Raw genomic sequence first — 25,682 nt, 5'->3', positions numbered from 1 at the left:
GGAGCAGCCCCGTGTGATGGGCTGATTCCATGATCGAATTGCGCATGCGTTCCGCCCGGTCCGCAGACGTGGACGCCGTCCTCGCCTTCTGGAAGACCGCCGCCGAGGGCACCAGCATCAGCGACGACCGCGCGGGAGTGGAGCGGCTGGTCGCCCGCGATCCCGAGGCGCTGATCCTGGCCGAGCAGGCGGGTGAGCTGGTCGGCACGGTGATCGCGGGCTTCGACGGCTGGCGCTGCCATCTGTACCGGCTCGCGGTGCATCCCGAGCGGCGGCGCCAGGGCATCGGCTCGGCGCTGCTGGCCGCCGCCGAGGAGCGGTTCGTACGGCTGGGCGGGCGGCGCGGGGACGCGATGGTGCTGGTCCGCAACGAGACCGCGCACCACGCCTGGCGGGCGGCCGGGTACGCGCCGGAAGAGAAGTGGCGGCGCTGGGTGAAGCCGCTCGCCGACTAGACGGGACCTTCCAGGCGACTTTGCCCACCCTTTACCGTTGAAGGAGTACTTCGGCCCTCGACGAAAGGTTGTGAGCGTCCGCCCATGAGCGATCCTCCCGGTCCGCGACACCGCGCGTTCCGCACCGCCCTGTCCGATCATGGGACAGGGGTGACCCGATGACCGAAGTACTGCTCCTTCTGGTGGCGATCCTGCTCTCGCTCGCCTGCGGCGCCTTCGTGGCCGCCGAATTCTCGCTGACCACGGTCGAGCGCAGCGAGCTGGAGCGGGCCGTCGACCGCGGCGAGCGCGGCGCGGCCGGCGCCCTGAAGGCCGTACGGAACCTGACCTTCCAGCTCTCCGGCGCGCAACTCGGCATCACGGTCACCAACCTGGTGGTCGGCATGCTCGCCGAGCCATCGGTCGCCAAGCTGCTCGCCGGGCCGTTCGAGGCGATGGGGCTCTCGTCCACCACGGCGAGTTCGGTCGCGCTGGTGCTGGGCACGGCCCTGTCGACGGTGTTCCTGATGGTCGTGGGCGAGCTGGTGCCGAAGAACTGGGCGATCTCCTCCCCGCTGGCCGTGGCCAAGCGGGTGGGCAACCCGCAGCGCTGGTTCAGCGCCGCCTTCCGCCCCTTCATCACGCACCTCAACAACACGGCCAACCGTGCGGTGCGCAGGATCGGCATCGAGCCCGCCGAGGAACTGGCCTCCGCGCGCGGACCCCAGGAGCTGGCGGCCCTCGCCCGGCACTCCGCCAAGGCGGGCGCGCTGGAGGCGGACACCGCCGAGCTGTTCGTCCGGACGCTGAACCTGGCCGACCTCACCGCGGAGAACGTGATGACCCCGCGCGTCCAGGTCGTCGCCCTCGACACCCTGGCGACCTGCGAGGACGTGGCGAACGCGACCCGGGCGACGGGCCTGTCCCGGTTCCCGGTCTACCGCGGCAGCCTCGACTCGGTCGTCGGCGTCGCCCACATCAAGGACGTCCTGGCCCTGCCCGCCGAGGAGCGGCCCCGCCGCTCTGTCACCCAGGTGGTGCGCGAGCCCCTGCTGGTGCCCGAGTCCCTCACCGTCGACCGGCTGCTGGACCGGCTCTCCGGCAAGCGCACCATGGCCGTCGTCATCGACGAGTACGGCGGCACGGCGGGCGTGGCGACGCTGGAGGACATCGTCGAGGAGGTCGTCGGCGAGGTACGGGACGAACACGACCCGCACGAGACGCCCGACCTCGCTCCCGCCGGCGCCGACGAGGAGGGCCGGGCCCTGTACTCCGCGGACGGCGCCGCCCGCACCGACCAGCTCGCGCGCGTGGGTCTGCGCGTGCCCGAGGGGCCGTACGAGACCCTGGCCGGCCTGGTCGCCACCGAGCTGGGCCGCATACCCGAGGTCGGGGACCGCGTCGAGGTGGCCGGCTGGCGGCTGGACGTGGTGGACGCCTCGGGGCGCCGGTCGGCCCGCGTGCTGCTGCACGCGCCGCTGGACGACGCGAAGGGCACCGAGCGGAGCGACGGGAAGACGGAGGGGGCGCGATGACCGCCGTACAGCTGCTGATCGGTCTGGCGACGCTGGTCGTCAACGCCTTCTTCGTGGGCGCCGAGTTCGCGCTGATCTCCGTGCGCCGCTCCCAGATCGAACCGCTCGCCCAGGAGGGCAACCGGCGCGCGAAGAGCGTGCTGTGGGGCCTGGAGCACGTCTCCGCGCTGCTGGCCGCCGCCCAGCTCGGCATCACGCTGTGCACGCTGGTCCTGGGTGTGGTCGCCGAGCCGGCGATCGCGCATCTGCTGGAGCCGGTGTTCCACGCGGTCGGCGTGTCCAAGAGCGCGGGCCACGCGGTGTCCTTCGTGATCGCGCTGACCCTGGCCACCTATCTGCACATGCTGCTGGGCGAGATGGTGCCCAAGAACATCGCGCTCGCCGAGCCCGTGCGCAGCGCGCTGCTGCTCGGCCCTCCCCTGGTCGCGCTGTCCCGGGCACTGCGCCCGGTGATCTTCACGGTCAACGCCTTCGCCAACGGGCTGCTGAAGCTGCTCAGGGTGGAGGCCAAGGGTGAGGTCACGGCGACCTTCACGGACACCGAACTCGCCGAGATCGTCAAGGACGCCAGCGCGGCGGGACTGATCGACGACCGGGCGCAGGAGCGGCTGCACGACGCTCTGGAGCTGGGCAGACGGCCGGTGCGGGACGTGGTCGTGCCCCTGGAGCGGGTGGTGTACACCCGCGTGGGCGTCACGGCGGAACAGCTGGAGCGGCTGTCGGCCGAATCAGGCTTCTCCCGGTTCCCCGTGGTCGACGAGGGCCGCCGGATCGTGGGATACCTGCACGTCAAGGACGCGCTGGACGCCCTGCCTCGGGACACACCGTTCCGGCTGCGCGACATGCGGCCCATCGCGCGGGTGCGCGAGACCACCCCGCTGGACGACGTCCTCACCGCGATGCGGGGCAGCCGCACACACGTCGCGGGCGTGCTCGGCGACGACGGGCGGCTGGCCGGTCTGGTGACCATGGAGGACGTACTGCGGGAGCTGTTCGCGCAGCCCGCGTGAGGCGTCCTGGGATCGCCCGGGGTGACCGACCGCTGGGTATGGAGCCGGGATACCATCGCTGTCGCCATGCAGACGAATCCCACACCTCCCACGTACTCCAGCCTGGTCGCGGTCGGCGACTCCTTCACCGAGGGCATGTCGGACCTGCTGCCCAACGGCTCCTACCGGGGCTGGGCCGACCTGCTCGCCTCGCGGATGGCCGCCCGCACCCCCGGGTTCCGGTACGCCAACCTCGCGATACGCGGCAAGCTCATCGGGCAGATCGTGGACGAGCAGGTCGACGTGGCGGCCGCCATGAACCCCGACGTGATCACGCTCGTCGGCGGGCTCAACGACACGCTGCGGCCCAAGTGCGACATGGGCCGGGTGCGGGGCCTGCTGACGGAGGCCGTCGAGCGGCTGGCCCCCGGCTGCCGGCAGCTCGTGCTGATGCGCAGCCCCGGCCGGCAGGGCCCGGTGCTGGAGCGGTTCCGGCCACGCATGGAGGAGCTGTTCGCCTGCGTCGACGAGTTGGCCGAGCGGCACGGCGCCCTGGTGGTCGACCTGTACGGGGCCCCGTCGCTGGCCGACCCGCGACTGTGGGACGTGGACCGGCTGCATCTGACGGCCGAGGGGCACCGCCGGGTCGCGGAGGCGGTGTGGCAGACGCTCGGCTACGAGCCCGAGGACGCCGAGTGGCGCACGCCGATGCCGGCCACCGCACCGCCCGGGTGGGTCACGCGGCGGGTCGCGGACGCCCGGTTCGCCAAGCAGCACCTGCTGCCGTGGATCGGCCGCCGCCTGACCGGCCGCTCCTCCGGCGACGGCCGTCCGGCGAAGCGGCCGGAGCTGCTGCCGTACGAGGGACCGGCGTAGCGTCCCTGCCATGACCACCCGGGTGATCAACCTCAGGGGCCGGATCCACGAGTTCGGCCCCAGGCTGGAGCACGCCCCCGCGGACGTCGTCTACGTGGGCCGCCGCTGGACGATGGGCGGCTGGGATCTCCCCCGGCACCCGCTGTACAACCCGTTCGCCTACGACACACCGAAGAAGAGACGGGACGGCACCCGGGCCGAGGTCATGGCGATGTACCGGGCCCATCTGCTGGAGCGCCCGGAACTGCTGGACCTGGTCCCGGACCTGCGCGGAAAGACGCTGGCCTGCTGGTGCGCGCCCGAGCTGTGCCATGCCGACGTACTGGCGGAACTGGCCGACACGGACGAAGTGGCGCAGGTCTCGTAGCATCCACCGAACAACCCCATGGCGCTGGCCTGCACAAATCGCCAGTAGAATCCGTGTACGTGACTTCAGCGCCCGCCAAGCCCCGCATCCCGAACGTCCTCGCCGGACGCTACGCCTCCACCGAGCTCGCCACGCTCTGGTCGCCCGAGCAGAAGGTGAAGCTGGAGCGGCAGCTCTGGCTCGCCGTGCTCCGGGCCCAGAAGGACCTCGGCATCGAGGTGCCGGACGAGGCGATCGCCGACTACGAGCGTGTCCTCGACACCGTCGACCTGGCCTCGATCGCCGAGCGCGAGAAGGTCACCCGGCACGACGTGAAGGCGCGGATCGAGGAGTTCAACGACCTCGCCGGGCACGAGCACGTGCACAAGGGCATGACCTCCCGTGACCTGACGGAGAACGTCGAGCAGCTGCAGATCCGGCTGTCGCTGGAGCTGATGCGCGACCGCACGGTGGCCGTGCTGGCGCGGCTGGGCAAGCTGGCCGGCGAGTACGCCGAGCTGGTCATGGCCGGCCGCTCGCACAACGTGGCCGCGCAGGCCACGACCCTCGGCAAGCGTTTCGCCACCGCCGCCGACGAGCTGCTCGTCGCCTACGGCCGGGTCGAGGAGCTGCTGGGCCGCTACCCGCTGCGTGGCATCAAGGGCCCGGTCGGCACCGCGCAGGACATGCTGGACCTGCTGGGCGGGGACGCCTCGAAGCTCGCCGAGCTGGAGGACCGGATCGCGCGGCACCTGGGCTTCTCGCAGGCGTTCACCTCGGTCGGCCAGGTCTACCCGCGCTCGCTGGACTACGAGGTCGTGACCGCGCTGGTGCAGCTGGCGGCGGCGCCGTCCTCGCTGGCCAAGACGATCCGGCTGATGGCCGGGCACGAGCTGGTCACCGAGGGCTTCAAGCCGGGCCAGGTCGGCTCCTCGGCGATGCCGCACAAGATGAACACCCGCTCCTGCGAGCGGGTCAACGGCCTGATGGTGATCCTGCGCGGCTACGCCTCGATGACCGGTGAGCTGGCGGGCGACCAGTGGAACGAGGGCGACGTCTCCTGCTCGGTGGTGCGCCGCGTCGCGCTGCCGGACGCGTTCTTCGCGCTGGACGGCCTGCTGGAGACCTTCCTGACGGTGCTCGACGAGTTCGGCGCCTTCCCCGCCGTGGTCGCCCGTGAGCTGGACCGCTACCTGCCGTTCCTCGCCACCACCAAGGTGCTCATGGGCGCCGTGCGCTCCGGGGTCGGCCGCGAGGTCGCGCACGAGGCGATCAAGGAGAACGCCGTCGCCACCGCACTCGCGATGCGTGAGCAGGGCGCCGAGCGCAACGACCTGCTGGACAAGCTCGCCGCCGATGAGCGGCTGCCGCTCGACCGGGAGCAGCTGGCGGCGCTGATGGCCGACAAGCTGTCCTTCACCGGTGCGGCCGCCGCCCAGGTCGGCGTGGTCGTCGGCCGGATCGAGGAGATCGTCAAGCAGCGCCCGGAGGCCGCCGGCTACACGCCCGGAGCGATCCTCTGACCCTCCCCCAAGCTCTCGGCTCCGCTCGAGCAGGGAGGTGCCCCCTTACCCAGGCGGAACTGGAGGCCGCCCGCGACCGTCTCGTCCCTGACGTGGTCGCGGACGGTCTCCAGGTGCTGTTCTGCGGCATCAACCCGGGGCTGATGACGGCGGCCACGGGCCATCACTTCGCCCGCCCGGGCAACCGCTTCTGGCCGGTGCTGCACCTGTCCGGGTTCACCCCGAGGCTGCTGAAGCCCGCGGAGCAGCAGGAGCTGCTGTCGTACGGGCTCGGCATCACGAACGTGGTGGCCCGGGCGACCGCGCGGGCCGACGAGCTGAGCGCCGAGGAGTACGTCGAGGGCGGGCGGCTGCTGACGGCCAGGGTGACGCGACGGCGGCCGAGGTGGCTGGCGGTGGTCGGGGTGACCGCGTACCGGGCGGCCTTCGGGGACCGCAAGGCTCAAGTGGGGCCGCAGGAGCGGACGATCGGGGACACGCGGGTGTGGGTGCTGCCCAATCCCAGCGGGCTGAACGCGCATTGGACGGCGGCGACGATGGCGGAGGAGTTCGCGCTGTTGCGGGAGGCCGCGGGTGGCGCGTCGGATCAGGGGGGATCCGTTTGGGTCACGACGCCGAGGAGTTGAAAGGGCAGCTCCTCGTCCCACTGGGAGACGCCGAGGGCGACCCACCGCCCCGTCCCGGCCGCCTCCCACAGGTGGACGTCCGGTACGTGTCCGCTGAGTTCGGCCCACGGCTCGGCCACGTCCTCGCCGTCCGTCGTCCGGCCGAAGACGCTGCGCAGGCTGAAGCGCTGCGGTGGACCCCACCGGTCGGTGAGCCGCTCCGCGAGGCCGTCCCGGTCGGCCTCGTACTGCGCCGCCGTCTCCTCCCGTTCCGTGCCGTCGTCCTCCCAGAACTCGCCGCTGGTCTGTAAGGCGACTATGTGATACCCGGGGCCGCTCTCGCCGTGCTCCGTCCTGCCGTGTGCCATGGGGAACTCCCGGGCGCACAGCAGGTCGATGAGGGCCAGACACTTCGCGATGTCCATGTGATCCAGTAAAGCGGGCACCACTGACAATTGGCGGGCCGTCAGGCAGGCAGTGCCGAGCCGTCAGGCATCCCCGCGCCGGGCCGCCGGAGCCCGGCACTCGCCGGGGTGGGCCCGGCCGAGTACGATCCGCCCAACACGCCCGCGAGCTGGGAGGACGGACGGTGGGGCAGCTGACCGGCGGCGATCCCTCGCTGCTGCGAAGGATCAATTCCGCGGTGGTGCTGCACGCGCTGCGTGCCACGGACTGCGCGACGCTCACCGAGATCACCCGGGTCACGGGACTGTCCCGGCCGACCGTCGAGGGAGTCGTGGAAGGGCTCGTCGAGGCGGGGATGGTCGTCGAGAAGGCGGCCGAGGAGGGCACCGCACGCCGCCAGGGGCGCCCCGCCCGCAGGTACCGGTTCAGGGCCGAGGCAGGGCATCTGCTGGGCCTGGAGATCGGCGCCCACCGCGTCGCCGCGCTCCTCTCGGACCTGGACGGACGGGTGCTGGGCGCCCAGGCCAAAGAGGTGGACGAGACGGCTCCCGCCGACGAACGCCTGGAGCGGCTGCGCGGCGCGGTCGCGGAGCTGCTGCGCCGGGCCGGAGTCGCGCGCAGTTCGCTGCGGGCGGTGGGTGTGGGCACACCGGGCATCGTGGAGGCCGACGGCACGGTACGGCTGGGCACGGCCCTGCCGCAGTGGACGGGCCTGAACCTCGGCGAGCGGCTCAGCCGCTCCTTCAAGTGCCCGGTGCTGGTGGAGAACGACGCCAACGCGGCGGCCGTCGCCGAGCACTGGAAGGGTGCGGCGACGGAGACGGACGACGTGGTCTTCGTGCTGGCCGGGCTCAGCCCGGGCGCGGGCTCACTGATCGGCGGACGGTTGCACCGGGGGTACGGCGGGGCGGCCGGGGAGATCGGCGCGCTGCATCTGCTGGGGCGGGAGGCGACTCCCGAGACCCTGCTGTCCACCACCGACGAGCCGCTGCACCCACTGGACGAACAGGCGGTCGCCGAGGTGTTCGCACTCGCCCGCCAGGGCGACCAGCGGGCGGGAGCGGCCGTCGAGCGGTTCATCCAGCGCCTCGTCCACGACGTGGCGGCGCTGGTGCTGGCCTTCGACCCGGAGCTGGTCGTGATCGGCGGCTGGGCGGCCGGTCTGGACGGCGTACTCGAACCCCTGCGCCACGAACTCGCCCGCTACTGCCTGCGCCCGCCCCGGGTGGCCCTGTCCCTACTGGGCGAGGCAGCCGTGGCCACGGGCGCGCTGCGGCTGGCCCTCGACCACGTCGAGGAGCAGCTGTTCGCGGTGGAGGGCACGGTCACGGCACGGCGATAGGGCCTGAACGGCCGATCACGTCGGGGAGAGGCGGCGCTGTCTGATCAGCACGGCTGAGCGGGGCCTGGTGCGTGAAGCCGCAAGGTGGACGGGCGAGACACCGCGCGCCCCGGAGGAGTTCCGGGGCGCGGTGGGGTCAGCCGGGGCTCAGGAGGCGCGCTGCTCGGAGTCGTGGTGTATCTCCACGTCGGGCGAGTCGCCGAAGGTGAGCCGGCAGGTGTCGGCGCGGTAGGTCGCCACGGAGAGGGCCGCGGTGCTGCCGCCTGCGAAGAAGCGGGTGGTGACGACCAGGACGGGCGCCCCGGGCAGCCGGTCGAGGTCCTTGGCGTCGTCCGCGCGGGCCGAGCCCAGCTCGACGGCGCGGTCCTGACCCTCCAGCTCCTGGCGCTGCAGCTCGCGCAGCACCGCACGCGCGCGTGCCGGGCCGGATGGGGCGTCGATCGCGGTGAGGTCGGGCACCGAGGCGGCCGGGACGTAGAGCAGCTCGGTGGCGACGAGCTGGCCGTGGGACATCCGGGAGCGGCGCACGATGTGCACGGGCTCGCCGGAGTCGGTCTCCAGGGCTGCGGCGACGGCCGCGGGCGGCGCGGAGTGGACGCAGTCGACCGGCTGCCAGGCGTCGTCGGCCCCCGGCCAGGCGTGCTGCTCGCTGCCGACGGCCACACCCACGCGCGGTGGCGCGACGGTCGTGCCGACACCGCGGCGGCGCTGCAGCCGGCCCTCCAGCTCCAGCTGTTCCAGGGCCTGGCGGAGCGTGGCGCGGGCCACGCCGAAGCGGGCGGCGAGGTCGCGCTCGTTGGGCAGGATCTCACCGACCGAGAACTCGGAGTCCAGTGCCTCACTGAGCACGGTCTTGAGATGCCAGTACTTCGGTTCCGGCACCGATTCCAGCTGCTGGGTCCCCACCCTGTCCTCCGCAAGAGCCGTGGTCCGGCGGTTTTTAGCGCCCTTGTTTATTAAAGGTTGTTGCACTTATCTGCGACCATAGGGCGGCCGTAACCCTTGGTCAAGACCAATCCTCGATCCCTGAGGCAACGCACAGGGGCGGCGCCGTGGAGCGTTCATGAGGCGTTCGCACGCGGCCGCATGTGTGACATCGCGGCAAAGCCCCGGTCGTACGACCAGCGCTTTCGGGGCGGCACGGCTCAGTGGCAGGCCAGGGACCGCAGCTTGTCGGGGTTGCGGACGACGTACACGGTGGTGATGCGACGTCGACGACGTCCACCTGGAAGACGGTGTCGGGCTTGTCCCCCGAAAGGGTGAGCGTCGCGTGCGCGCCGTTGGCCTCGGCGAGGTGGCTGGACGGGCCGGGCACACCCTTGCCGCGGCCGCCGCTCCTCGACGTGCCGGCGGGGCCGCCCGGCGGGCTGCCGGCGAGGGATACGGTGTCGGCGAGCAGGGCGCGGGTCCGCGGTGTCAGTGATGACGCGCACGAGGTGGGCGCGCGGTCCGCGGACCTCCTCGCGGTCGGCGCGGGACCGGCGCAGCCGGGCGTCCTGGACCACGCCCTCGGCGTCGGCGACGCGGCCGAGCATGCGGTAGGCGACTCCCATGAGGAAGGGCCGGTGCTCTTCGAAGACGTCGGTCGCGGTGTCGGCGCCCACCGTCCGGCCCCATCCGACACGCCCGTCGGTGTCCAGATGGAATCGACCGGTTTCGCACCGGTACGGACCACAATGTCCGCGGACCGCCGGTGGCCGGCGGCCGGGGTCCGGGAGGTGACCGATGCGCTACGCGGTGCTGGGCACGGGCGAGGTGGGCCGCACGCTGGCCGGCCGGCTGGTGGAGCTGGGGTACGAGGTGACCCTCGGGTCGCGGACGAAGGACAATCCGGTCGCGGCCGAGTGGGCCACGGCCGCGGGTGGCCGGGCGCGCGCGGGCTCGTTCGCGGACGCGGCCGCGGCGGCCGACGTGGTCATCAACGCGGTGGGCGGCCGGGTGGCGCTCGACGCGCTTCGGGCGGCGGGGGCGGAGCACCTGCACGGCAAGGTCGTGGTGGACGTCTGCAATCCCCTGTCGTTCGAGGACGGCCAGCTGCGGCTCGACCCGGTGGAGTCGGACAGCGTGGCCGAGCAGATCCAGCGGGCCTTCCCGCACGCGCGCGTGGTGAAGACGCTGAACACGGTCAACTGCCAGGTGATGGTGGCTCCGGCGCGGGTGCCGGGCGAGCACAACCTGTTCGTGTGCGGTGACGACGCCGGCGCCAAGCAGGAGGCGACGGAACTGCTCGGGGAGTTCGGCTGGCCGGCCGACCGGGTGCTGGACCTGGGCGGTATCCGGTCGGCGCGGGCCGTGGAGATGCTGCTGCCCCTGTGGTTCAACCTCTTCCAGAAGTTCGGGCACGCGGACTTCAACTTCGAGGTACGCCGGGGGCATTGACAACGGCACGAGCGCGGCAGCACCGCACCAGGGGGCTACCCGTCGGTAGTAATTGCTGACAAGCTGTCTACGGCGTCCGTCAGCAGCCCAGACGAGGAGCACCCCCATGTCCGCCACCGTCTCCTTCACGGTCCCCACTCCGCACGGCCCGAAGGACGTGACCGTCTCCTACGCGCGCGTGGGACGCGGTGCACCGCTTGTCCTGCTGCACGGCATCGGGCACCACCGGCAGGCCTGGGACCCGGTGGTGGACATCCTCGCCACCGAGCGCGACGTGATCGCCGTGGACCTGCCGGGCTTCGGCGCGTCCCCCGGCCTGCCGGCCGGCCTGGACTACGACCTGCCCACGACCAACTCCGTGCTCGGCGCCCTGTTCGAGGCGCTGGAGCTGGACCGCCCGCACGTGGCCGGCAACTCGCTGGGCGGCCTGCTGGCCCTGGAGCTGGGCCGCGAGAAGCTCGTACGGTCCGTCACGGCGCTCTCCCCGGCCGGTTTCTGGACGCAGCCCGAGCGGCGCTACGCCTTCGCGCTGCTGCTCACGATGCGGGGCATAGCCCAGCGGCTCCCGCTGCCCCTGGTGGAGCGGCTGTCGCGCACGGCGGCCGGACGCACCGCGCTGACGAGCACCATCTACGGCCGGCCCGCCCGCCGTTCACCCGAGGCCGTGGTCGCCGAGACGCTCGCGCTCGTGGGGGCCACCGGTTTCGACGCGACCCTGCGGGCGGGCGCCGCCGTCCAGTTCACCGACGACCTGCCGGGTCTGCCCGTCACCGTGGCCTGGGGCACCCGGGACCGGCTCCTCGTGCGCCGCCAGGGCGTCCGTGCCAAGACGATCATCCCGCACGCCCGGCTGGTGCGGCTGCCCGGCTGCGGGCACTGCCCGATGAACGACGACCCGGCGCTGGTCGCCCGCGTGATCCTCGACGGCAGCCGCTGACCGGCGCGGGCGCGCTGGGCGCCGCGCGGCAGGCGGACGTTCGCCGAGGGGCCCCAGCGCGCCGGAGCCGAGGGCGACCCCGGCGCCGACCAGGGCGCTGCCCGCGGCCTGCGCGGGGCCGTAGGAGCCGGTGCCGACCAGCGGGGCGGTGCAGGCGGCGGCCACCGGGATGAGCCCGCAGAAGAGCGTGGCGCGCTCCGCGCCGAGCCGCTGCATGCCCATGTACCAGCACACGAAGCCGATGACGGTGACGACCGCCGCCTGCCACAGCAGCGCCGCGGCCTCCGGGGCGTCGGGACGGCGCAGCCACGCGCCGCCGTCCAGGACCGCACCGGCGAGCGCGGCCTCGACGGCGGCGACGGCACACACCGTCGCGGACAGCAGCCGCGGCCCGAGCAGCCGCAGCACCGGCACGGCGAGGACCGCGAACCCCACCTCACCGCCCAGCGCACACGCCGAGAACGCGATCCCCGGCCAGTCCGTACGGCCCCAGCCCTGCACGGTGAACGCGCCGGCGGCGACGAGCAGCGCGCCGTGGAGCACCGCGCGCCGCGGGCGGCGCCCGTCGAGGAGCGGGACGACGACGGCCACCACGACCGGCGCGCACCCGACGAAGACACCCGGTACCGCGGGTTCCGCGCCGTGTTCGGCGGCGATGACGGCCAGGTTGAAGCCGACCATGCCGACGGCCGCCAGCAGCCAGAGGCGGAGCCACTGGCGAGCGCCGAGCGCGCGCAGCCGCAGGCCGGCGTCCCGTCCGGCGAGCGGGGCGAGCAGCAGGCAGGCGAGCGCGTAGCGCAGGAACTGGCCGCCGGCGTACGGGTAGTGGCCGAGGACGCTGTTGGCGGTGAAGGACCCGCCGACGAGCACACAGGCGACGGCGGCGAGGATGGCCCCGCGGGTTGTGGTGGCTTTCATGACCGTGACGCTAGGAAGCGGCGCGGTCCGGTTTAAGGTCCATTTCCATGACGTCATCGGGGACCAATGCGGCCGGTCTCACGGGCTCGGCGGCGTGGGAGCTGCTGCTGCCCGCGGCCTCGGCACCGGCACGCGCGCGTGGCCGTGCCCTCCAGGCGGCGCTGCGCGAGGCGATCCGCTCGGGCCGGCTCGCGCCCGGCACACGTCTGCCGTCCAGCCGGGACCTCGCCGCCGACCTCGGCGTGTCACGGGGGCTGGTCACGGAGGCGTACGAGCAGCTGGCGGCCGAGGGGTATCTGCGCAGCGGCCGCGGCGCGGGGACGTGGGTGGGTGACGCGGTACGGGCGGCCCGGCCCCGCGCGCGGGACCTCGCGCCCCGCTCCAGCGGCACCCGCGCCGACTTCGTCCCGGGCACGCCGGACCTGTCGCTGTTCCCGCGGGCCGCCTGGGCCGCCGTACAGCGTGCCGTGCTGGCCGAGCTGCCGCACCACGACCTCGGCTATCCGGACCCGCGCGGCCTGCCCCGGCTGCGCACCGCGCTCGCCGGACTGCTGGCCCGCCGCCGGGGCGTGGTGGCCGACCCGGAGCGGATCGTGGTGGTCTCCGGGGTCGCCCAGGCGAGCACCCTGGTCGGATCCGTGCTCCACGCGCGCGGGCTGCGCACGATCGGGGTCGAGGACCCGGGCAGTCCGCAGCACGACGGCCTGTACGCGGCGGCCGGCCTGGGCACCGTCGCGCTGCCCCTGGACGAGGACGGCCTGGCCCTCGGCCCGCTGCACGCGTCCGGTGTACGTGCCCTGGTGACCACGCCCGCCCACCAGTACCCCACCGGAATCGCGTACTCGGCGCGGCGGCGTGCCGAACTGCTCGACTGGGCGCGGTCGGTGGACGGCCTGGTGCTGGAGGACGACTACGACGGGGACTTCCGCTACGACCGCGCACCCGTGGGCGCCCTCCAGGGCCTCGATCCGGAACGCGTCGCCTACATGGGCTCGGTCAGCAAGTCCCTCGCCCCGGGGCTGCGACTTGGCTGGCTGCTGGTACCCGCGGCTCTGACCGAGGAGATCGTCGAGCGCAAACGGACCATGGACCTCGGCCATCCCTCGCTCGACCAGGCGCTGTTCGCGCACTTCCTGGAGCGCGGCGACTACGACCGGCAGCTGCGCCGCTGCCAGCGTGCCTACCGGGAGCGACGCGACGCCCTGGTCGCCGCGCTGGCCGGGCACTTCCCCGAGGCGCGGGTGTCCGGGATCGCCGCGGGCCTGCACGCCATCGCCGAGCTTCCCGAACGGTACGGCCCGGAGGAGGACTTCCTGAAGCGGGTCGCCGACGCCGGCATCGCCGTACGGCCGCTCAGCGCCTGCACGCACGCGCGTACCGGCGACGGCGAAGTGCGCCTGGTGCTCGGGTACGCGCATCTGCCGCCGGCCCGGATCCGGGCGGGCGTACGCCTGCTGGCCGAGGCGCTGGGCGGGTGACCCCCGGCCGGGCGTCCGGTTGTTCACCTGCGGTTCGCGTGCACGCCGCAGCGCCCCAGTAGGTGTGGCTCTGCACACTGGCCGGATCCCGTTCCTGGAGGCGCAGCCATGTCCCACCGTCCCTTCCCCGGCCGCCGCAGCGTTCTGCGCGGCTCCCTCGCCGCGTCGGCGGCCCTGACCCTGCCCGCGGGCCTCGGCGCGGCACCGGCGTTCGCCCTGTCCGGCCGCCCCAGTGCGGGCTGGGGCGTGCAGACGGGTGACGTGACCAACGACTCGGGCCTGGTGTGGGTGCGTTCGGACCGGCCCGCCCGGATGATCGTGGAGACCTCGGCCACCGAGTCGTTCCGCAACCCGAGCAGATGGCACGGCCCGCTGCTGGGCGCCGACACGGACTTCACCGGCACCACCCGGCTGCACGGCCTGCCCTCCGGCGAGCAGATCCACTACCGCGTGCTGCTCGCCGACCCGGACGACCCGCGCCGCACCGGCGAGCCTGTGACCGGCACCTTCCGCACCGTCTCCCGGCACCGCCGCGACGGTGTGCGCTTCCTGTGGTCGGGCGACCTGGCCGGGCAGGGCTGGGGCATCAACCCCGACCTCGGCGGCTACCGGATCTACGACGCGATGGCCGCGCTGGACCCGGACTTCTTCCTGTGCAGCGGCGACAACATCTACGCCGACGGCCCGATCAACGCCACCCAGGCCCTGCCGGACGGCTCCACCTGGCGGAACGTCACCACCGAGGAGAAGGCGAAGGTCGCCGAGACCCTCGCCGAGTACCGGGGCAACTTCCGCTACAACCTGCTCGACGAGAACCTGAAGCGGTTCAACGCCCAGGTGCCGTCCGTCATCCAGTGGGACGACCACGAGGTGCGCAACAACTGGTACCCGGGCGAGGTGATCGCCTCCACCGACACCCGGTACACCGAGAAGAGCGTCGACGTGCTGGCGGCGCGCGCCCGGCGGGCGTTCAGCGAGTACTTCCCGGTCTCCACGCTGCGCCCGGGCGCGCAGGAGGGCCGCGTCCACCGCGTGCTGCGCCAGGGCCCGCTGCTTGACGTGTTCGTGCTGGACATGCGTACCTACCGCAACGCCAACTCGCCCGACGACCAGACCGTGGACCCGCAGGGCATCCTCGGCCGGGAGCAGCTGGAGTGGCTCAAGCGGGAGCTGTCCCGCTCGCGTGCGGTGTGGAAGGTGATCGCCGCAGACATGCCCCTCGGCCTCGTGGTGCCCGACCCGATGGAGGGCAAGCCGGACTTCGAGGCGGTGGCGCAGGGCGACCCGGGCGCCCCGCTGGGCCGTGAGCTGCAGATCGCCGAGCTGCTGCGCTTCATCAAGCACCGGCGGATCACCGGCACGCTGTGGCTGACGGCCGACGTGCACTACACCTCGGCCCAGCACTACCAGCCGGCGCGGGCCGCGTTCACGGACTTCGAGCCGTTCTGGGAGTTCGTCTCCGGGCCGCTGAACGCCGGTGCGTTCCCGGCCAACGCGCTGGACGGCACGTTCGGTCCGGAGCGGGTGTTCGTGAAGGCGCCGACCACGTCGAACGTCTCGCCCGCCGGCGGCTACCAGTTCTTCGGCGAGGTCGACATCGACGGCGACAGCGGCGAACTGACGGTACGGCTGCGCGAGCAGGACGGCACGGTGCTGTTCACGCAGACGCTGCAGCCGGGCCGGGTGGGCCAGTAGGGCGTCGCGGGGCCGCCTGGTCCCGTACGCTCGAAGCCGTGCCGCGCACCGGCGTCATCCCCCGGAGTGCGGCACGGTCAGCCGTCCGCCAACTGCTCCGCCGGACAGGTGTTTTCGCAGGTCAGATCGATTGTCAGTGGTCGCCTCTACGGTTTTTCCCATGACGCGATCACTGCAGGCCGTGGCCTATCGCCGACCCTCCGCGCTCGAGTCCGCGGCGGACGGGCGCCGCCTCGGGCTGGAAACGTCCCGGGGCGCGACGCCCACGGGTGTGGAGGACCATCCGCAGTTCTTCGCAGGCTTTCTGACCTCGCCTCGGATCGCTGCCGCGGCGCTGCTCGCGGTGGCCGACGTGGCGGCCGCGCGCTACTACCAGCCGCAGCTGCGCGCCTCGCTCGACCCGGTGGTGACCGGCAACGGCGACCGGCTGCGCTTCGAGTCCTTCTCCGGCTGCGGCGGGGTGTACGCCCGGCTGGACGTCCTCACCCCGGGTCTCGACGGCGGCGAGGTGGGGCACGGCACGACGAACGTCGACGTCAACAACCCACTGCGCGAGGCCCTGTCCCGGATCGGCATGGACGATCCGCTCCATCTGCGGGTCGGCCCCGACGAGTTGGCGGTCACGATGCTGGACGGCCCGGTGGTGGAGAAGAAGGTCCCGCTGCCCGACCGGTGGCTGCGCGGCTTCGCCGAGGCCCAGGTGATCGCGGCCGGCTTCGACCTGCGGGCCGAGCTGCCGGCGGACGAGGCGGTGCGGTTCCTGCGCGGGCTGCCGAGGGCGGGCGGTGCACGGCGGGCCTCGGGCGGACCGCGCTGGGTGGTCCCGGTGGGCCGCGGACTGCGGCCGACGACGCGGCCGGTGCCGGGCGCGGTGTGCCTGCCGGGGCCGGAGCGGCTGGCCGCGCTGCAGCGGGTGCTGCGGCATGCGACGGCCCTGCGGGTGTACGGCCCCGCGGTGGGCGGTGCGGCGGGTACGGCCGCCGCCTGGGAGGTCGTCCTGCCCGGCATGCGCCTCACGCTCACGCTGTCGCCGGACGCCTCGCGCGGCTTCTCCGGCGAGGGCGGCGTCCTGGACGCGCTCGCGACCGACGAGGCCGCGGGGGACGCCGAGCTGATCGCCGTGCTGCTGGCGTGGGAACCCCGCATCGACGTGGCCGACCTCGCGGCCGCCTCGGGTCTCACACCCGAGCGGGTGCGCGCCGCCCTGGTCCGCCTCGGCACCTCGGGCCGCGTCGGATACGACACGGCGGAGGCGGCCTACTTCCACCGGGAGCTGCCCTACGACGCCGAGCGCGTCGAGAAGCACAACCCGCGGCTGCGCTCGGCCAGAGCCCTGGTGGCGGCGGGCGCGGTGACCCTCGACGCCGCCCTGGCCACGGTGACCGCCGAGGACGGACATGTGCACCGGGTACGGGACGAGGCGGGGGTGCTCACCTGCAGCTGTCTGTGGTGGGCGAAGTACCGGGGCGGACGCGGGCCGTGCAAGCACGCGCTGGCGGTGCGGATGGTGCGGCGGGGCGCCGTGGTGGGGCAGGACATGGCGGCGATCGACGGGGGCGTGCGATGAGTGAGCTGATGGAGTCGGTGCGGGCCGGGCGTACGGCGGAGACGCTGCGGCTGGTGAAGGGCATGACGGCGGCCGAACGACGGGCGTCACTGCCGGAGTTGAAGGAGCTGCGCAAGGAGTTGCGGGCCGTCCCGCCGTGGGAGGGCAGGTCGGAGGAGATCCGCCCGGCGCTGCACCTGTCCGGAGCCGCCTGCCACACGGGAGCGGCGGCGGCCGCGGCCTGGCTCGCGGCGAGCGACCTGCGGTGGCGGCAGGCGTCCGCGGAGTCGCTCCTGCGGGTGCTGGAGGACCGGGACACGGGCTGGCTGGCCGATGTGGCGCACCGGCTGGCCCAGCGACCGGTGTCCGCGCAGGTGCCGTACGCCCTGATGGCGGGGCTGGTGAGCCGGTCGGGCTGCGAGGTCCCGGTGACGGACGCCTATGTGGTCGGCTGGATCCGGCACGTCGGCGTCGGCGACGGCAGATGGCGCCGCGAGGGCGTCGCCGACGTGCTGCGCCGCGAGCCGAACCTCGCCACGCTGGTCGGCGGGCTGTTCACGCTCTCGGATCTCGCCGAGGTCCGCTGGCTGCTCGGCGAAGGACCGGGCTCCTGGCAGAGCGCCCTCGCGGCCCTCGCCCAGGAGGGCTCCCTGGACCGCGAGTTCGTGGTCGACGCCTGTGTCGCCCGGCTGCTGCGCGGCGGCGGCGGCCCCACCGACCACCGGATCTTCCTGCCGATGCTGACGGAACTCGCGCTCACCCGGGAGGAAGAGCGGGCGCGGATCCCGGACTGGACGGCGCTGTCCCGCGACGCGGCCTCCCCCGTGGCCTCGCACGCCCAGACGGTGCTCACCGGTCTGACGCTGGAAGGTGATCTGTCCTCCGGGCAGTTGGCCGAGGCCTCCGAAGGGCTGCTGTTCCGCAGCGAGAAGAAGCTCGTGCGGGCCCAGCTCGTCCTGCTCGGCAAGGTGCTCTCCCGAGACCCCGGCACGGCGACGGAGCTGCTGCCGGTCGTGGCCCAGGCGTTCGGGCACGAGGACACCCAGGTGCAGGAGCGGGCGCTCAAGCTCGTCGAACGGCATCTGAAGAGGCTCGACTACGACGAGGTACGCCATGAACTCGCCTGTGCGGCACAGCAGTTGTCCCCGACACTGCGTGTGCGAGCGGCCGCCGCGCTGGGCGTCGCGGCGGGCGAGTTCGAGGAGGTGTACGAGGAGGTGCTGCCGCCCGCCCCGGAGCCGTTGCGACTGGAACCCGCGCCGCTGACGGCCGAGGAGGTGGCCGAAGAGATGGGGGCGCTGCTGGCCTCCGAGGGTGACGTGGCCGCGTTCGAGCGGGCGCTGGACGGTCTGGTGCGGCACGCGTACCAGGATCCGGAGGCACTGCGCCGGGCGCTCGTGCCGGTGGTCGCGAACAGCTGGTGGGCCACGGACGAGGACCGGCAGTGGCCGCGTACGGACGACATGTTCAGCAACTCCCGCTACGGCCTCTTCAGCGCCCAGCAAGGACTCGAACTGCTCCTCGCGGCCCTGCACGGCAAGGTGAGCACGGCGACGCTCCACGCCGCGGTACGGAAGGGGCCGAAGGAACACGAGTGCCCGCACAGCGGCCTGGCCCGGGTCTTCGACGCGCGGCTGCGCGAGGTGGCGTACCGCCTGCGCACGGAACCGATGCCGCTGCTGCTCGCCACGCCCACCTGGAGCACGGGCCTGCTGGAGCCGGCGGAGCTGGTGGCCCGCCTGGCGGAGTACCGGCGTCTGGACGCCCGGGTCTGCGCGACCGACTTCGCCCAGGCCCTGCTGCGGGTGCGCAGGGACGACCGTGCGACGGCCGAGGAGGCGGCGGGGCGGGCCAGGGCGCTCGGCACTCCGGAGGGGGCGCGGCTGGCCCGCTGGCTGGGCGGCACCAACGCCGCCCTCCCCGCGGCCACGCGGCATACCGACGGCGAGCGGATCCTGCTGGAGCTGGCCGAACTCCCCGAGTTGCAGGACGGTTTCCCGCAGGAGTTCCACCGGCTCGGCCGGCCGCTGTCCGTCATCTCCTGCGGCTGGCAGTGCAGGCACTGGGACCACGCCACGCGCCGGCACTGGCTCGCCGTGCTCCCGGAGCGGCGGGAGCTGGTCGCGGCCCGGATGCTGCAGGATCTGGCCGACACGGCCGTGGACGACGAGCGCGGTACCGGCGTCCTTCCACTGCTCGCCGAATCCGGCGGCGTGGCGGGCGAGGCCGTGCACCTGTGCGTGGCGTACGGGCTCGGTGCGCGGCACCAGGAGGACCGGCTCGCGGCCGTGGACGCCCTGCTGGTGCTCGCCGCGCGGGGGCAGCTCGACGCGGCGCGGCTGGGCGCGGATCTGGGCGAGCTGGTGGGGGGCGGTGCGGTGAAGCCGCAGCGGCTGGCCGAGTCGGTGCGGACGGCGGCGGCCACGGGAGCCAATGCGACGATATGGGAGCTGCTCCGGCACGCCCTGCCCGTTCCGCTGGCCGGTCTGGCGACCGCCCGCCCGGAGGCGGCGGCCGTGGCGGCCCGGGGCCTCGGGGACCTGATGGCCGTGGCGGCGGAGTGCGCCGAGCGGTCCGGGGCGCGGGGAGAGGTGCCGCACCTGGCGGAGACCGCCGCCCGGGGCGGCTCCTCCCGTGTGGTCGTCCAGGCGCGGCGGCTGCAAGACGCGCTGGCGGAGGAGATGGCCGCCTGAGCCGGACCCGGTTGCCCGCCCACCGCAACAATAGAAAATCCAACAAAAAGGGCGTAAGCATGCTTTACCCATCGGTCACAAACCGTTCGTGATCACGCAACACCGTTCCTTCACAGTGAGTGCATGACTGCAGACATGTCTCAAGTGACCCGGACGAAGCACGGACGGCCCGTGCACCACTGGCGGCGGGACCTCGTCGAACTCGCCGCCCTGTTCACGGCCGTTGCCGTGGCCGACGGGGTGGCGAACCTGATCGGGCACGGGCCCGACGGTCCGGCGCTGCTGGTGATCTCGGCGATCGTGCTGGCCGCGACGGCGGGCTTCCACACGTGGTGGGCTCGGCGCCACGGGCACGCACCGCCGGCCGGGGATACCGGTGCCCGGTCGGCCGCCGACACGCGGTCGGCCGGGCCCGTGCGGGAGGCGGACGCGCAGGACGTGGCCGGGGCCGGTGTGCTGTGGCGGATGCGGACGACGGTGAAGGACGAGCCCGGTTCGCTGGCCGCGCTGTGCACGGCGCTGGCCGAGCGGCGGGTCGACATCCTGAGCCTGCAGACGCATCCGCTGGCCGACGGCACGGTCGACGAGTTCCTGCTGCGGGCGCCCGAGCCGCTGACGGGGGCCGAGATCACCCGGGTGGTCTCGCAGGCCGGCGGTGTGTCCACCTGGATCGAGCGGGCCGACGCCCACGACCTGGTGGACGCCCCCACCCGGGTCCTCGGTCTCGCGGCGCGCACCGCGCTGGACGCGGCGGAACTACCGCTGGCGCTGCGGCAGCTGCTGGGCCGGTGCACGATCCGTTCGCTGCCCGCCAAGCCGGTCGGCGGGGGTCACGGCCCTGAGCCGGTGCCGGCCGAGGGGGTCCTGGAGGACACCGTGATGCGGCTGCGGGCGCCGGAGGGCGGTGTGCTCACCGTGGAGCGGCCGTATCTGCCGTTCACGCCGACCGAGTTCGCGCGGGCCAGGGCTCTGGTGGAGCTGGACAGCCGGCTCGGTCCGCGGATCCCGCGCGGCCAGGACGTGCTGACGCTGCCCGAGGGCAACGACATCGCCGTGCGCCGGGCGGACACCGGCGACCTGACGGCGGCCCGGGCGATGCACGAGCGGTGCTCGAAGCGCACCCTCGGCATGCGGTACCACGGGCCCGTCGGGGACGCCGAACGCTATCTGAACCACCTGCTCAGCCCCCGGTTCGGGCGGACGCTGGCCGCGCAGACCCCCGCGGGCCGGATCGTCGGCCTCGGGCATCTGCTGTGGGACGGCGACGAGACCGAGGTCGCGCTGCTGATCGAGGATGCCTGGCAGCGGCGCGGCGTCGGCGCCGAACTGCTCGGCCGCCTGGTGGCGATGGCGGTGGAGGCGGGCTGCGAGAGCGTCTACGCGGTGACGCAGGCCTCCAACACCGGGATGGTCGCCGCGATGCGCGGTCTCGGGCTGCCCCTGGACTACCAGATCGAGGAGGGCACCCTGGTCATCACGGCCCGCCTGGACACCGCCCCGGTCGCCGCGCGCACGCCGTACGGCAGTGGTGAGGAGCGGCTCGGCGAGGCGGCCCGGCGCGGCTGAGCCCGGCGCGGCGGACGGACGGCCCGACGGTTTCCCGCCGGGCCGTGATCGTGCGCACCCCCGTCAGCGCACGGCTTCCTGCAGCGGTACCGGCATCGCGGTCCGCTCCCCCAGGGCGTGGTCCAGGTCCGCCCACAGGTCGTCGACGTCCTCCAGGCCCACCGACATCCGCAGCAGCCGGTCGCTCACCCCGGCGCCGCGCCGGTCGTCGGCGTCGACGATGCGGTGGCTGATGGAGGCGGGGTGCTGGATGAGGGTGTCCACGCTGCCCAGGCTGACCGCCGGGGTGATCAGCCCGACCCGGGAGATCACCTCGTGCGGGTCGCCGTGGACCTCGAAGGCGACCATCGCGCCGCCCAGGCGCGGATAGCGGACGCGGGCCACCCGCGGGTCGGCGGCGAGCCGACGGGCCAGCTCGGCGGCGCTGGCGGAGGCCGCCCGGACCCGCACCGGCAGCGTGGACAGGCCCCTGAGCAGCAGATAGCCGGCCAGCGGATGCAGGACACCGCCCGTGGCGAAACGTATCTGCCGAAGCTGACCCGCGAACTCCTCGTCGCAGGCCACCACACCGGCCAGCACGTCGCCGTGGCCACCGAGGTACTTGGTGGCGCTGTGCAGCACCAGCCGCGCGCCCTGTTCGACGGGGCGCTGCAGGACGGGCGTGGCGAAGGTGTTGTCGGCGAGCAGCGGGACCGAGCCGCAGGCGTGGGCGATCGCCCGCAGATCGAGTTCGGCGAGCGTGGGGTTGGCCGGGGACTCCACCATCACGAGACCGGTCTCGGGGCGCAGCGCGTCGGTGATGCCGGCCGGGTCGGTCCAGGTCACCTCCGTACCGAGGAGCCCGGCGGTCAGCAGATGGTCGCTGCAGCCGTACAGGGGGCGTACCGCGACCACATGGCGCAGGCCCATGGCGGAGCGGGCGAGCAGGACCGCGCTGAGCGCCGCCATGCCGCTGGCGAAGGCGACGGCCGACTCGGTGCCCTCCAGCCTGGCCAGGGCGGTCTCGAAGCGGGCGACGGTCGGGTTGCCGAGACGGCCGTAGATCGGCGGGCCGACCGGGTCGGCGCCGTCGGTGGCGAAGGCGTCGATGCGGGCGGCCTCGCCGCGGCTGTCGTAGGAGGGGTAGGTGGTGGACAGGTCGATGGGCGGGGCGTGCAGGCCCTGCCGGGCGAGGTCGTCGCGGCCGGCGTGCACGGCCTCGGTGGCCAGTGCTCTCGATGCGGTGCGTACGGCGTCGTAGGCACCCGTGCTCGCTGTGTCCATGGGCGGAAGGTTGAACACAGGACGGGCCACAGGAATCGAACACCGTGCTACGTTCGGCCAATGGCTGAATCCGTCGTACTGGATCCGGTGGATCTCCACCTGCTGCGGCTGCTGCAGAACGACGCCCGGACCACCTACCGCGATCTCGCCGCGCAGGTGGGCGTGGCGCCGTCGACCTGTCTGGACCGGGTGACCCGGCTGCGCCGCGCGGGCGTGATCCTCGGCCACCAGCTGCGGCTGGACCCGGCGAAGCTGGGGCGCGGTCTGGAGGCTCTGCTGTCGGTGCAGGTCCGGCCCCATCGGCGGGAGCTGGTCGGACCGTTCGTGGAGCGGATCCGGGCGCTGCCGGAGTCGCGGACCGTGTTCCATCTGACCGGGCCCGACGACTATCTGGTGCATGTGGCCGTGGCGGACATGGCCGATCTGCAGCGGCTGGTGCTGGACGAGTTCACGGCGCACCGGGAAGTGGCCCGGGTGGAGACCCGGTTGATCTTCCAGCAGTGGGACTGCGGGCCGCTGCTGCCTCCGGCCACGCCCAGAGCGGAATCACGAATACCTGGGTGACGCAGGCATAGTCCCCGTACGAGGATGGGCGCATGTCTGAGATCCAGAGCCCGCTGCCCCGCCAGGTCGCCGACACCTACGTGGACGACCTCATCGCCCTCGACCCGGTCACCGGTACCTACCTCGGTGTGAGGGAGAGTTCGAGCAGGCTGCCCGACTACTCGCCGCGCGGCCAGGAGGCCCTCGCGGAGCTGGCGCGGACCACCCTCGCCCGGCTCGACGAGGCGGAGCGGCAACCCGGTGCGGACAGTGACGTCGAGCGTCGCTGCGGGCGGCTCCTGCGGGAGCGGCTGACCGCCGAGCTGGCCGTGCACGAGGCCGACGAACACCTGCGCGCGGTCGGCAACCTGAGCACGCCCGGCCACTCGGTGCGTGAGGTCTTCACCGTCATGCCGACGCAGACGGAGGAGGACTGGGCGGCGATCGCCGAGCGGCTGCGTGCCGTGCCGGGAGCGCTCGCGGGCTACCGGGAGTCCCTGGCGCTCGGTCTGGAGCGCAAGCTGTACGCGGCGCCGCGGCCGACCGCGACCTTCGTCGAGCAGCTCACCGAGTGGTCGGACACCGACGGCAAGGGTCTGGGCTGGTTCGAGGACTTCGCCGCCGCCGGTCCGGACGCGCTGCGCGCGGAGCTGGACGAGGCGGCCCGCGCGGCGAGCGCCGCCGTGGTGGAACTGCGGGACTGGATGCGGGACGTGTACGCGCCGGCCATCGAGGGCGCCCCGAACACGGTGGGCCGCGAGCGCTACGCACGCTGGTCCCGCTACTTCAATGGCACCGACCTGGATCTGGACGAGGCGTACGCCTACGGCTGGTCGGAGTTCCACCGCATCCTCGGCGAGATGCGGCAGGAGGCGGAGAAGATCCTGCCCGGCGCAACGACCCCGTGGGTGGCGCTCGCGCACCTGGACGAGCACGGCCGGCACATCGAGGGTGTCGACGAGGTCCGGGAGTGGCTGCAGAACCTGATGGACAAGGCCATCGAGGATCTGGACGGGACGCACTTCGACCTCGCCGAGCGGGTGCGGAAGGTGGAGTCGTGCATCGCCCCGCCCGGCGGCGCCGCGGCCCCGTACTACACGCCCCCGACGGAGGACTTCTCGCGTCCCGGCCGGACCTGGCTGCCGACCATGGGGCAGACCCGGTTCCCGGTGTACGACCTGGTGTCGACCTGGTACCACGAGGGCGTGCCCGGGCATCACCTCCAGCTCGCGCAGTGGGCGCACGTCGCCAAGGACCTCTCCCGCTACCAGGCCACGGTCGGCGGGGTCAGCGCCAACGCGGAGGGCTGGGCGCTGTACGCGGAGCGGCTGATGGACGAGCTGGGCTACCTGACCGACCCGGAGCAGCGGCTCGGCTACCTGGACGCGCAGATGATGCGGGCGTCCCGGGTGATCGTCGACATCGGCATGCACCTGGAGCTGGAGATCCCGGCGGACTCCCCGTTCCACCCCGGTGAGCGCTGGACGCCGGAGCTGGCCCAGGAGTTCTTCGGCGCGCACAGCAGCCGGCCCGCGGACTTCGTGGAGAGCGAGCTGACCCGGTACCTGACGATCCCGGGCCAGGCGATCGGCTACAAGCTCGGCGAGCGGGCGTGGCTGCTGGGCCGCGAGAAGGCCCGTGAGCGGCACGGCGACGCCTTCGACCTGAAGGCCTGGCACATGGCGGCCCTGTCACAGGGTTCGCTGGGCCTGGACGACCTGCTGGACGAGCTGTCCCAGCTCTGACCTCGCTCGGGTCTCAACGCCGGAAGCCGCCCTCGGAGTTGACCACCTCGCCGGTGACCCAGCCCGCCTCGTCCGTGGCCAGCCACGCGATGAGCCGGGCGGGGTCGTCGGGCACGCCCCAGCGCCCGGCGGGGAACATCGCGGCCACGGCGGCGTGGTCCGCGCCGGTGGCGTAACCGGTGTCCACGGGACCGGGGTTGACCGTGTTCACGGTGATGCCGTGCTCGACGAGTGTGGTGGACAGGGAGCGGGTGATCGAGGCGAGGGCGCCCTTCTGCAGGGCGTAGGCGAGCTCGCCGGGCATCCCGCCCGCGATGTCCTGTCCGGAGGTCATCATCACGACGCGTCCACCAGGGGTGCCCTTCGGCAGTCGGGCGCGCGAGCGGGCGTACGCCTGGACGAGCAGCAGTACCGAGCGGGTGTCCACCGCCCAGTGGGCGTCCAGCATCGCGGCGTCGATCTCGTCCAGGGTGCCGTCGGCCCCGCTCAGCGCGTGGTTGGCGACGAGGATGTCGAGCCGCCCGAACTCCGCGACGACGGCGTCGACCAACCGGGCCGGTGCCGCCGGGTCGGACAGGTCGCCGGGTCCCGAGGCGACGCGGGCCCCGGGGTCGCCGAGCGCCTCGCGCACGGAGTCGGCGACGGATTCGGGGCTGTCGGCGCCCCAGGGCATCGCGGTGTCGTGCGGCACATGGTGATGCAGAAAGATGCTCGCACCGTACGCGGCCAGCCGCCGGGCCACCGCGTGCCCGATACCGGCGCGCCTGCTGGCCCCGGTGACGAGCGCGGTGCGGCCGCGCAGGGGCAGGGGGTCCCGGCGGAGTTCCTCGGGGGTCGGGCGCGGCGAAGTGGGCATGGACGAGC

Annotated in this window: 22 protein-coding genes and 1 pseudogene; 17 read left to right on the top strand and 6 right to left on the bottom strand. The window is 73.4% G+C overall.

Features of this window, described 5'->3' with window-relative positions; translation table 11 throughout:
* Window positions 1-29: 29 nt before the first annotated feature.
* The 7 genes from ACWC5O_RS38595 to mug all read left to right on the top strand — a co-directional run bounded on the left by ACWC5O_RS38595 (window position 30) and on the right by mug (window position 6,329).
* Complete coding sequence (locus ACWC5O_RS38595; RefSeq protein ID WP_450583443.1) at window positions 30-455, top strand: GNAT family N-acetyltransferase; 426 nt, start codon at window positions 30-32, stop codon at window positions 453-455.
* Window positions 456-613: 158 nt separating this feature from the next.
* Window positions 614-1,969 carry a hemolysin family protein gene (locus ACWC5O_RS38590; RefSeq protein WP_450583441.1) on the top strand — a complete coding sequence of 452 codons (1,356 nt, stop codon included), beginning with the start codon at window positions 614-616 and terminating at the stop codon, window positions 1,967-1,969.
* Window positions 1,966-2,979 carry a hemolysin family protein gene (locus ACWC5O_RS38585; protein WP_450583440.1) on the top strand — a complete coding sequence of 338 codons (1,014 nt, stop codon included), beginning with the start codon at window positions 1,966-1,968 and terminating at the stop codon, window positions 2,977-2,979. Before ACWC5O_RS38590 ends, ACWC5O_RS38585 begins: the two co-directional genes overlap by 4 nt.
* Window positions 2,980-3,045: 66 nt before the next feature.
* Complete coding sequence (locus ACWC5O_RS38580) at window positions 3,046-3,834, top strand: SGNH/GDSL hydrolase family protein (RefSeq protein ID WP_450583439.1); 789 nt, start codon at window positions 3,046-3,048, stop codon at window positions 3,832-3,834.
* 10 nt (window positions 3,835-3,844) lie between these two features.
* Window positions 3,845-4,201 (top strand): DUF4326 domain-containing protein, encoded by a 357-nt coding sequence (locus ACWC5O_RS38575; RefSeq protein WP_450583437.1) that lies wholly within the window; start codon window positions 3,845-3,847, stop codon window positions 4,199-4,201.
* Window positions 4,202-4,260: 59 nt separating this feature from the next.
* Window positions 4,261-5,703 (top strand): adenylosuccinate lyase, encoded by a 1,443-nt coding sequence (gene purB / locus ACWC5O_RS38570; RefSeq protein WP_450583435.1) that lies wholly within the window; start codon window positions 4,261-4,263, stop codon window positions 5,701-5,703.
* 92 nt (window positions 5,704-5,795) lie between these two features.
* Window positions 5,796-6,329, top strand: a complete 534-nt coding sequence (gene mug / locus ACWC5O_RS38565) for a G/U mismatch-specific DNA glycosylase (protein ID WP_450583433.1) — start codon at window positions 5,796-5,798, stop codon at window positions 6,327-6,329.
* Here the strand turns inward: mug and ACWC5O_RS38560 are convergent.
* Window positions 6,290-6,733 carry a hypothetical protein gene (locus ACWC5O_RS38560; protein WP_450583431.1) on the bottom strand — a complete coding sequence of 148 codons (444 nt, stop codon included), beginning with the start codon at window positions 6,731-6,733 and terminating at the stop codon, window positions 6,290-6,292. The genes mug and ACWC5O_RS38560 overlap by 40 nt on opposite strands.
* Window positions 6,734-6,897: 164 nt before the next feature.
* Between ACWC5O_RS38560 and ACWC5O_RS38555 the strand changes: the two genes are divergently transcribed.
* The gene (locus ACWC5O_RS38555; protein ID WP_450583430.1) at window positions 6,898-8,055 is read left to right on the top strand and encodes an ROK family transcriptional regulator; all 1,158 of its coding nucleotides are present in this window, start codon (window positions 6,898-6,900) and stop codon (window positions 8,053-8,055) included.
* Between the two features lie 147 nt (window positions 8,056-8,202).
* On the opposite strand, the gene ACWC5O_RS38550 is transcribed toward ACWC5O_RS38555, so the two are convergent.
* Window positions 8,203-8,961: a GntR family transcriptional regulator gene (locus ACWC5O_RS38550; protein WP_450583429.1), complete on the bottom strand. Its 759-nt coding sequence runs from the start codon at window positions 8,959-8,961 to the stop codon at window positions 8,203-8,205.
* Window positions 8,962-9,200: 239 nt separating this feature from the next.
* Window positions 9,201-9,659: a sigma factor gene (locus tag ACWC5O_RS38545; RefSeq protein ID WP_450583427.1), complete on the bottom strand. Its 459-nt coding sequence runs from the start codon at window positions 9,657-9,659 to the stop codon at window positions 9,201-9,203.
* Between the two features lie 121 nt (window positions 9,660-9,780).
* Here ACWC5O_RS38545 and ACWC5O_RS38540 point away from each other — a divergent pair, with 121 nt between their 5' ends.
* Complete coding sequence (locus ACWC5O_RS38540) at window positions 9,781-10,434, top strand: NADPH-dependent F420 reductase (protein ID WP_450583426.1); 654 nt, start codon at window positions 9,781-9,783, stop codon at window positions 10,432-10,434.
* A gap of 106 nt (window positions 10,435-10,540) precedes the next feature.
* Window positions 10,541-11,371, top strand: coding sequence for an alpha/beta fold hydrolase (locus tag ACWC5O_RS38535; RefSeq protein WP_450583424.1), 831 nt, complete (start codon window positions 10,541-10,543; stop codon window positions 11,369-11,371).
* Between the two features lie 129 nt (window positions 11,372-11,500).
* Here the strand turns inward: ACWC5O_RS38535 and ACWC5O_RS38530 are convergent.
* Window positions 11,501-12,289, bottom strand: a pseudogene (locus tag ACWC5O_RS38530) (EamA family transporter); the annotation flags it as partial.
* 47 nt (window positions 12,290-12,336) lie between these two features.
* Between ACWC5O_RS38530 and pdxR the strand changes: the two are divergent.
* The 5 genes from pdxR (at window position 12,337) to ACWC5O_RS38505 (ending at window position 21,267) form a co-directional block, all read left to right on the top strand.
* Window positions 12,337-13,767 (top strand): MocR-like pyridoxine biosynthesis transcription factor PdxR, encoded by a 1,431-nt coding sequence (gene pdxR / locus ACWC5O_RS38525; protein ID WP_450583422.1) that lies wholly within the window; start codon window positions 12,337-12,339, stop codon window positions 13,765-13,767.
* A gap of 108 nt (window positions 13,768-13,875) precedes the next feature.
* On the top strand, window positions 13,876-15,462 hold the full coding sequence (locus ACWC5O_RS38520) for an alkaline phosphatase D family protein (RefSeq protein ID WP_450583420.1): 1,587 nt from the start codon (window positions 13,876-13,878) through the stop codon (window positions 15,460-15,462).
* 160 nt (window positions 15,463-15,622) lie between these two features.
* Window positions 15,623-17,029, top strand: coding sequence for an SWIM zinc finger family protein (locus ACWC5O_RS38515; protein WP_450583418.1), 1,407 nt, complete (start codon window positions 15,623-15,625; stop codon window positions 17,027-17,029).
* Window positions 17,026-19,701 (top strand): DUF7824 domain-containing protein, encoded by a 2,676-nt coding sequence (locus ACWC5O_RS38510; protein ID WP_450583416.1) that lies wholly within the window; start codon window positions 17,026-17,028, stop codon window positions 19,699-19,701. The genes ACWC5O_RS38515 and ACWC5O_RS38510 overlap by 4 nt, the downstream gene beginning before the upstream one ends.
* 123 nt (window positions 19,702-19,824) lie before the next feature.
* Window positions 19,825-21,267, top strand: a complete 1,443-nt coding sequence (locus ACWC5O_RS38505) for a GNAT family N-acetyltransferase (protein ID WP_450583414.1) — start codon at window positions 19,825-19,827, stop codon at window positions 21,265-21,267.
* 63 nt (window positions 21,268-21,330) lie between these two features.
* On the opposite strand, the gene ACWC5O_RS38500 is transcribed toward ACWC5O_RS38505, so the two are convergent.
* Window positions 21,331-22,530 (bottom strand): trans-sulfuration enzyme family protein, encoded by a 1,200-nt coding sequence (locus ACWC5O_RS38500; RefSeq protein WP_450583412.1) that lies wholly within the window; start codon window positions 22,528-22,530, stop codon window positions 21,331-21,333.
* Window positions 22,531-22,590: 60 nt separating this feature from the next.
* Here ACWC5O_RS38500 and ACWC5O_RS38495 point away from each other — a divergent pair, with 60 nt between their 5' ends.
* Window positions 22,591-23,094: an Lrp/AsnC family transcriptional regulator gene (locus ACWC5O_RS38495; RefSeq protein WP_094219622.1), complete on the top strand. Its 504-nt coding sequence runs from the start codon at window positions 22,591-22,593 to the stop codon at window positions 23,092-23,094.
* Window positions 23,095-23,126: 32 nt separating this feature from the next.
* Window positions 23,127-24,818, top strand: coding sequence for a DUF885 domain-containing protein (locus tag ACWC5O_RS38490; protein ID WP_450583411.1), 1,692 nt, complete (start codon window positions 23,127-23,129; stop codon window positions 24,816-24,818).
* Between the two features lie 13 nt (window positions 24,819-24,831).
* Here ACWC5O_RS38490 and ACWC5O_RS38485 read toward each other — a convergent pair whose 3' ends face one another.
* On the bottom strand, window positions 24,832-25,674 hold the full coding sequence (locus ACWC5O_RS38485; protein ID WP_450583409.1) for an SDR family oxidoreductase: 843 nt from the start codon (window positions 25,672-25,674) through the stop codon (window positions 24,832-24,834).
* Between the last annotated feature and the right edge of the window lie 8 nt (window positions 25,675-25,682).

Source organism: Streptomyces sp. NPDC001450, assembly GCF_053597295.1.
This window is presented reverse-complemented; position numbering and strand designations above follow the sequence as displayed.

Excerpts from the sequence above, each read along its gene's own strand:
- ACWC5O_RS38595 (WP_450583443.1), top strand. The coding sequence starts at position 30 with ATGATCGAATTGCGCATGCGTTCCGCCCGGTCCGCAGACGTGGACGCC.
- ACWC5O_RS38590 (WP_450583441.1), top strand. The coding sequence starts at position 614 with ATGACCGAAGTACTGCTCCTTCTGGTGGCGATCCTGCTCTCGCTCGCC.
- ACWC5O_RS38585 (WP_450583440.1), top strand. The coding sequence starts at position 1,966 with ATGACCGCCGTACAGCTGCTGATCGGTCTGGCGACGCTGGTCGTCAAC.
- ACWC5O_RS38580 (WP_450583439.1), top strand. The coding sequence starts at position 3,046 with ATGCAGACGAATCCCACACCTCCCACGTACTCCAGCCTGGTCGCGGTC.
- ACWC5O_RS38575 (WP_450583437.1), top strand. The coding sequence starts at position 3,845 with ATGACCACCCGGGTGATCAACCTCAGGGGCCGGATCCACGAGTTCGGC.
- ACWC5O_RS38560 (WP_450583431.1), bottom strand. The coding sequence starts at position 6,733 with ATGGACATCGCGAAGTGTCTGGCCCTCATCGACCTGCTGTGCGCCCGG.
- ACWC5O_RS38540 (WP_450583426.1), top strand. The coding sequence starts at position 9,781 with ATGCGCTACGCGGTGCTGGGCACGGGCGAGGTGGGCCGCACGCTGGCC.
- ACWC5O_RS38535 (WP_450583424.1), top strand. The coding sequence starts at position 10,541 with ATGTCCGCCACCGTCTCCTTCACGGTCCCCACTCCGCACGGCCCGAAG.
- pdxR (WP_450583422.1), top strand. The coding sequence starts at position 12,337 with ATGACGTCATCGGGGACCAATGCGGCCGGTCTCACGGGCTCGGCGGCG.
- ACWC5O_RS38520 (WP_450583420.1), top strand. The coding sequence starts at position 13,876 with ATGTCCCACCGTCCCTTCCCCGGCCGCCGCAGCGTTCTGCGCGGCTCC.
- ACWC5O_RS38515 (WP_450583418.1), top strand. The coding sequence starts at position 15,623 with ATGACGCGATCACTGCAGGCCGTGGCCTATCGCCGACCCTCCGCGCTC.
- ACWC5O_RS38510 (WP_450583416.1), top strand. The coding sequence starts at position 17,026 with ATGAGTGAGCTGATGGAGTCGGTGCGGGCCGGGCGTACGGCGGAGACG.
- ACWC5O_RS38505 (WP_450583414.1), top strand. The coding sequence starts at position 19,825 with ATGACTGCAGACATGTCTCAAGTGACCCGGACGAAGCACGGACGGCCC.
- ACWC5O_RS38500 (WP_450583412.1), bottom strand. The coding sequence starts at position 22,530 with ATGGACACAGCGAGCACGGGTGCCTACGACGCCGTACGCACCGCATCG.
- ACWC5O_RS38495 (WP_094219622.1), top strand. The coding sequence starts at position 22,591 with ATGGCTGAATCCGTCGTACTGGATCCGGTGGATCTCCACCTGCTGCGG.
- ACWC5O_RS38490 (WP_450583411.1), top strand. The coding sequence starts at position 23,127 with ATGTCTGAGATCCAGAGCCCGCTGCCCCGCCAGGTCGCCGACACCTAC.
- ACWC5O_RS38485 (WP_450583409.1), bottom strand. The coding sequence starts at position 25,674 with ATGCCCACTTCGCCGCGCCCGACCCCCGAGGAACTCCGCCGGGACCCC.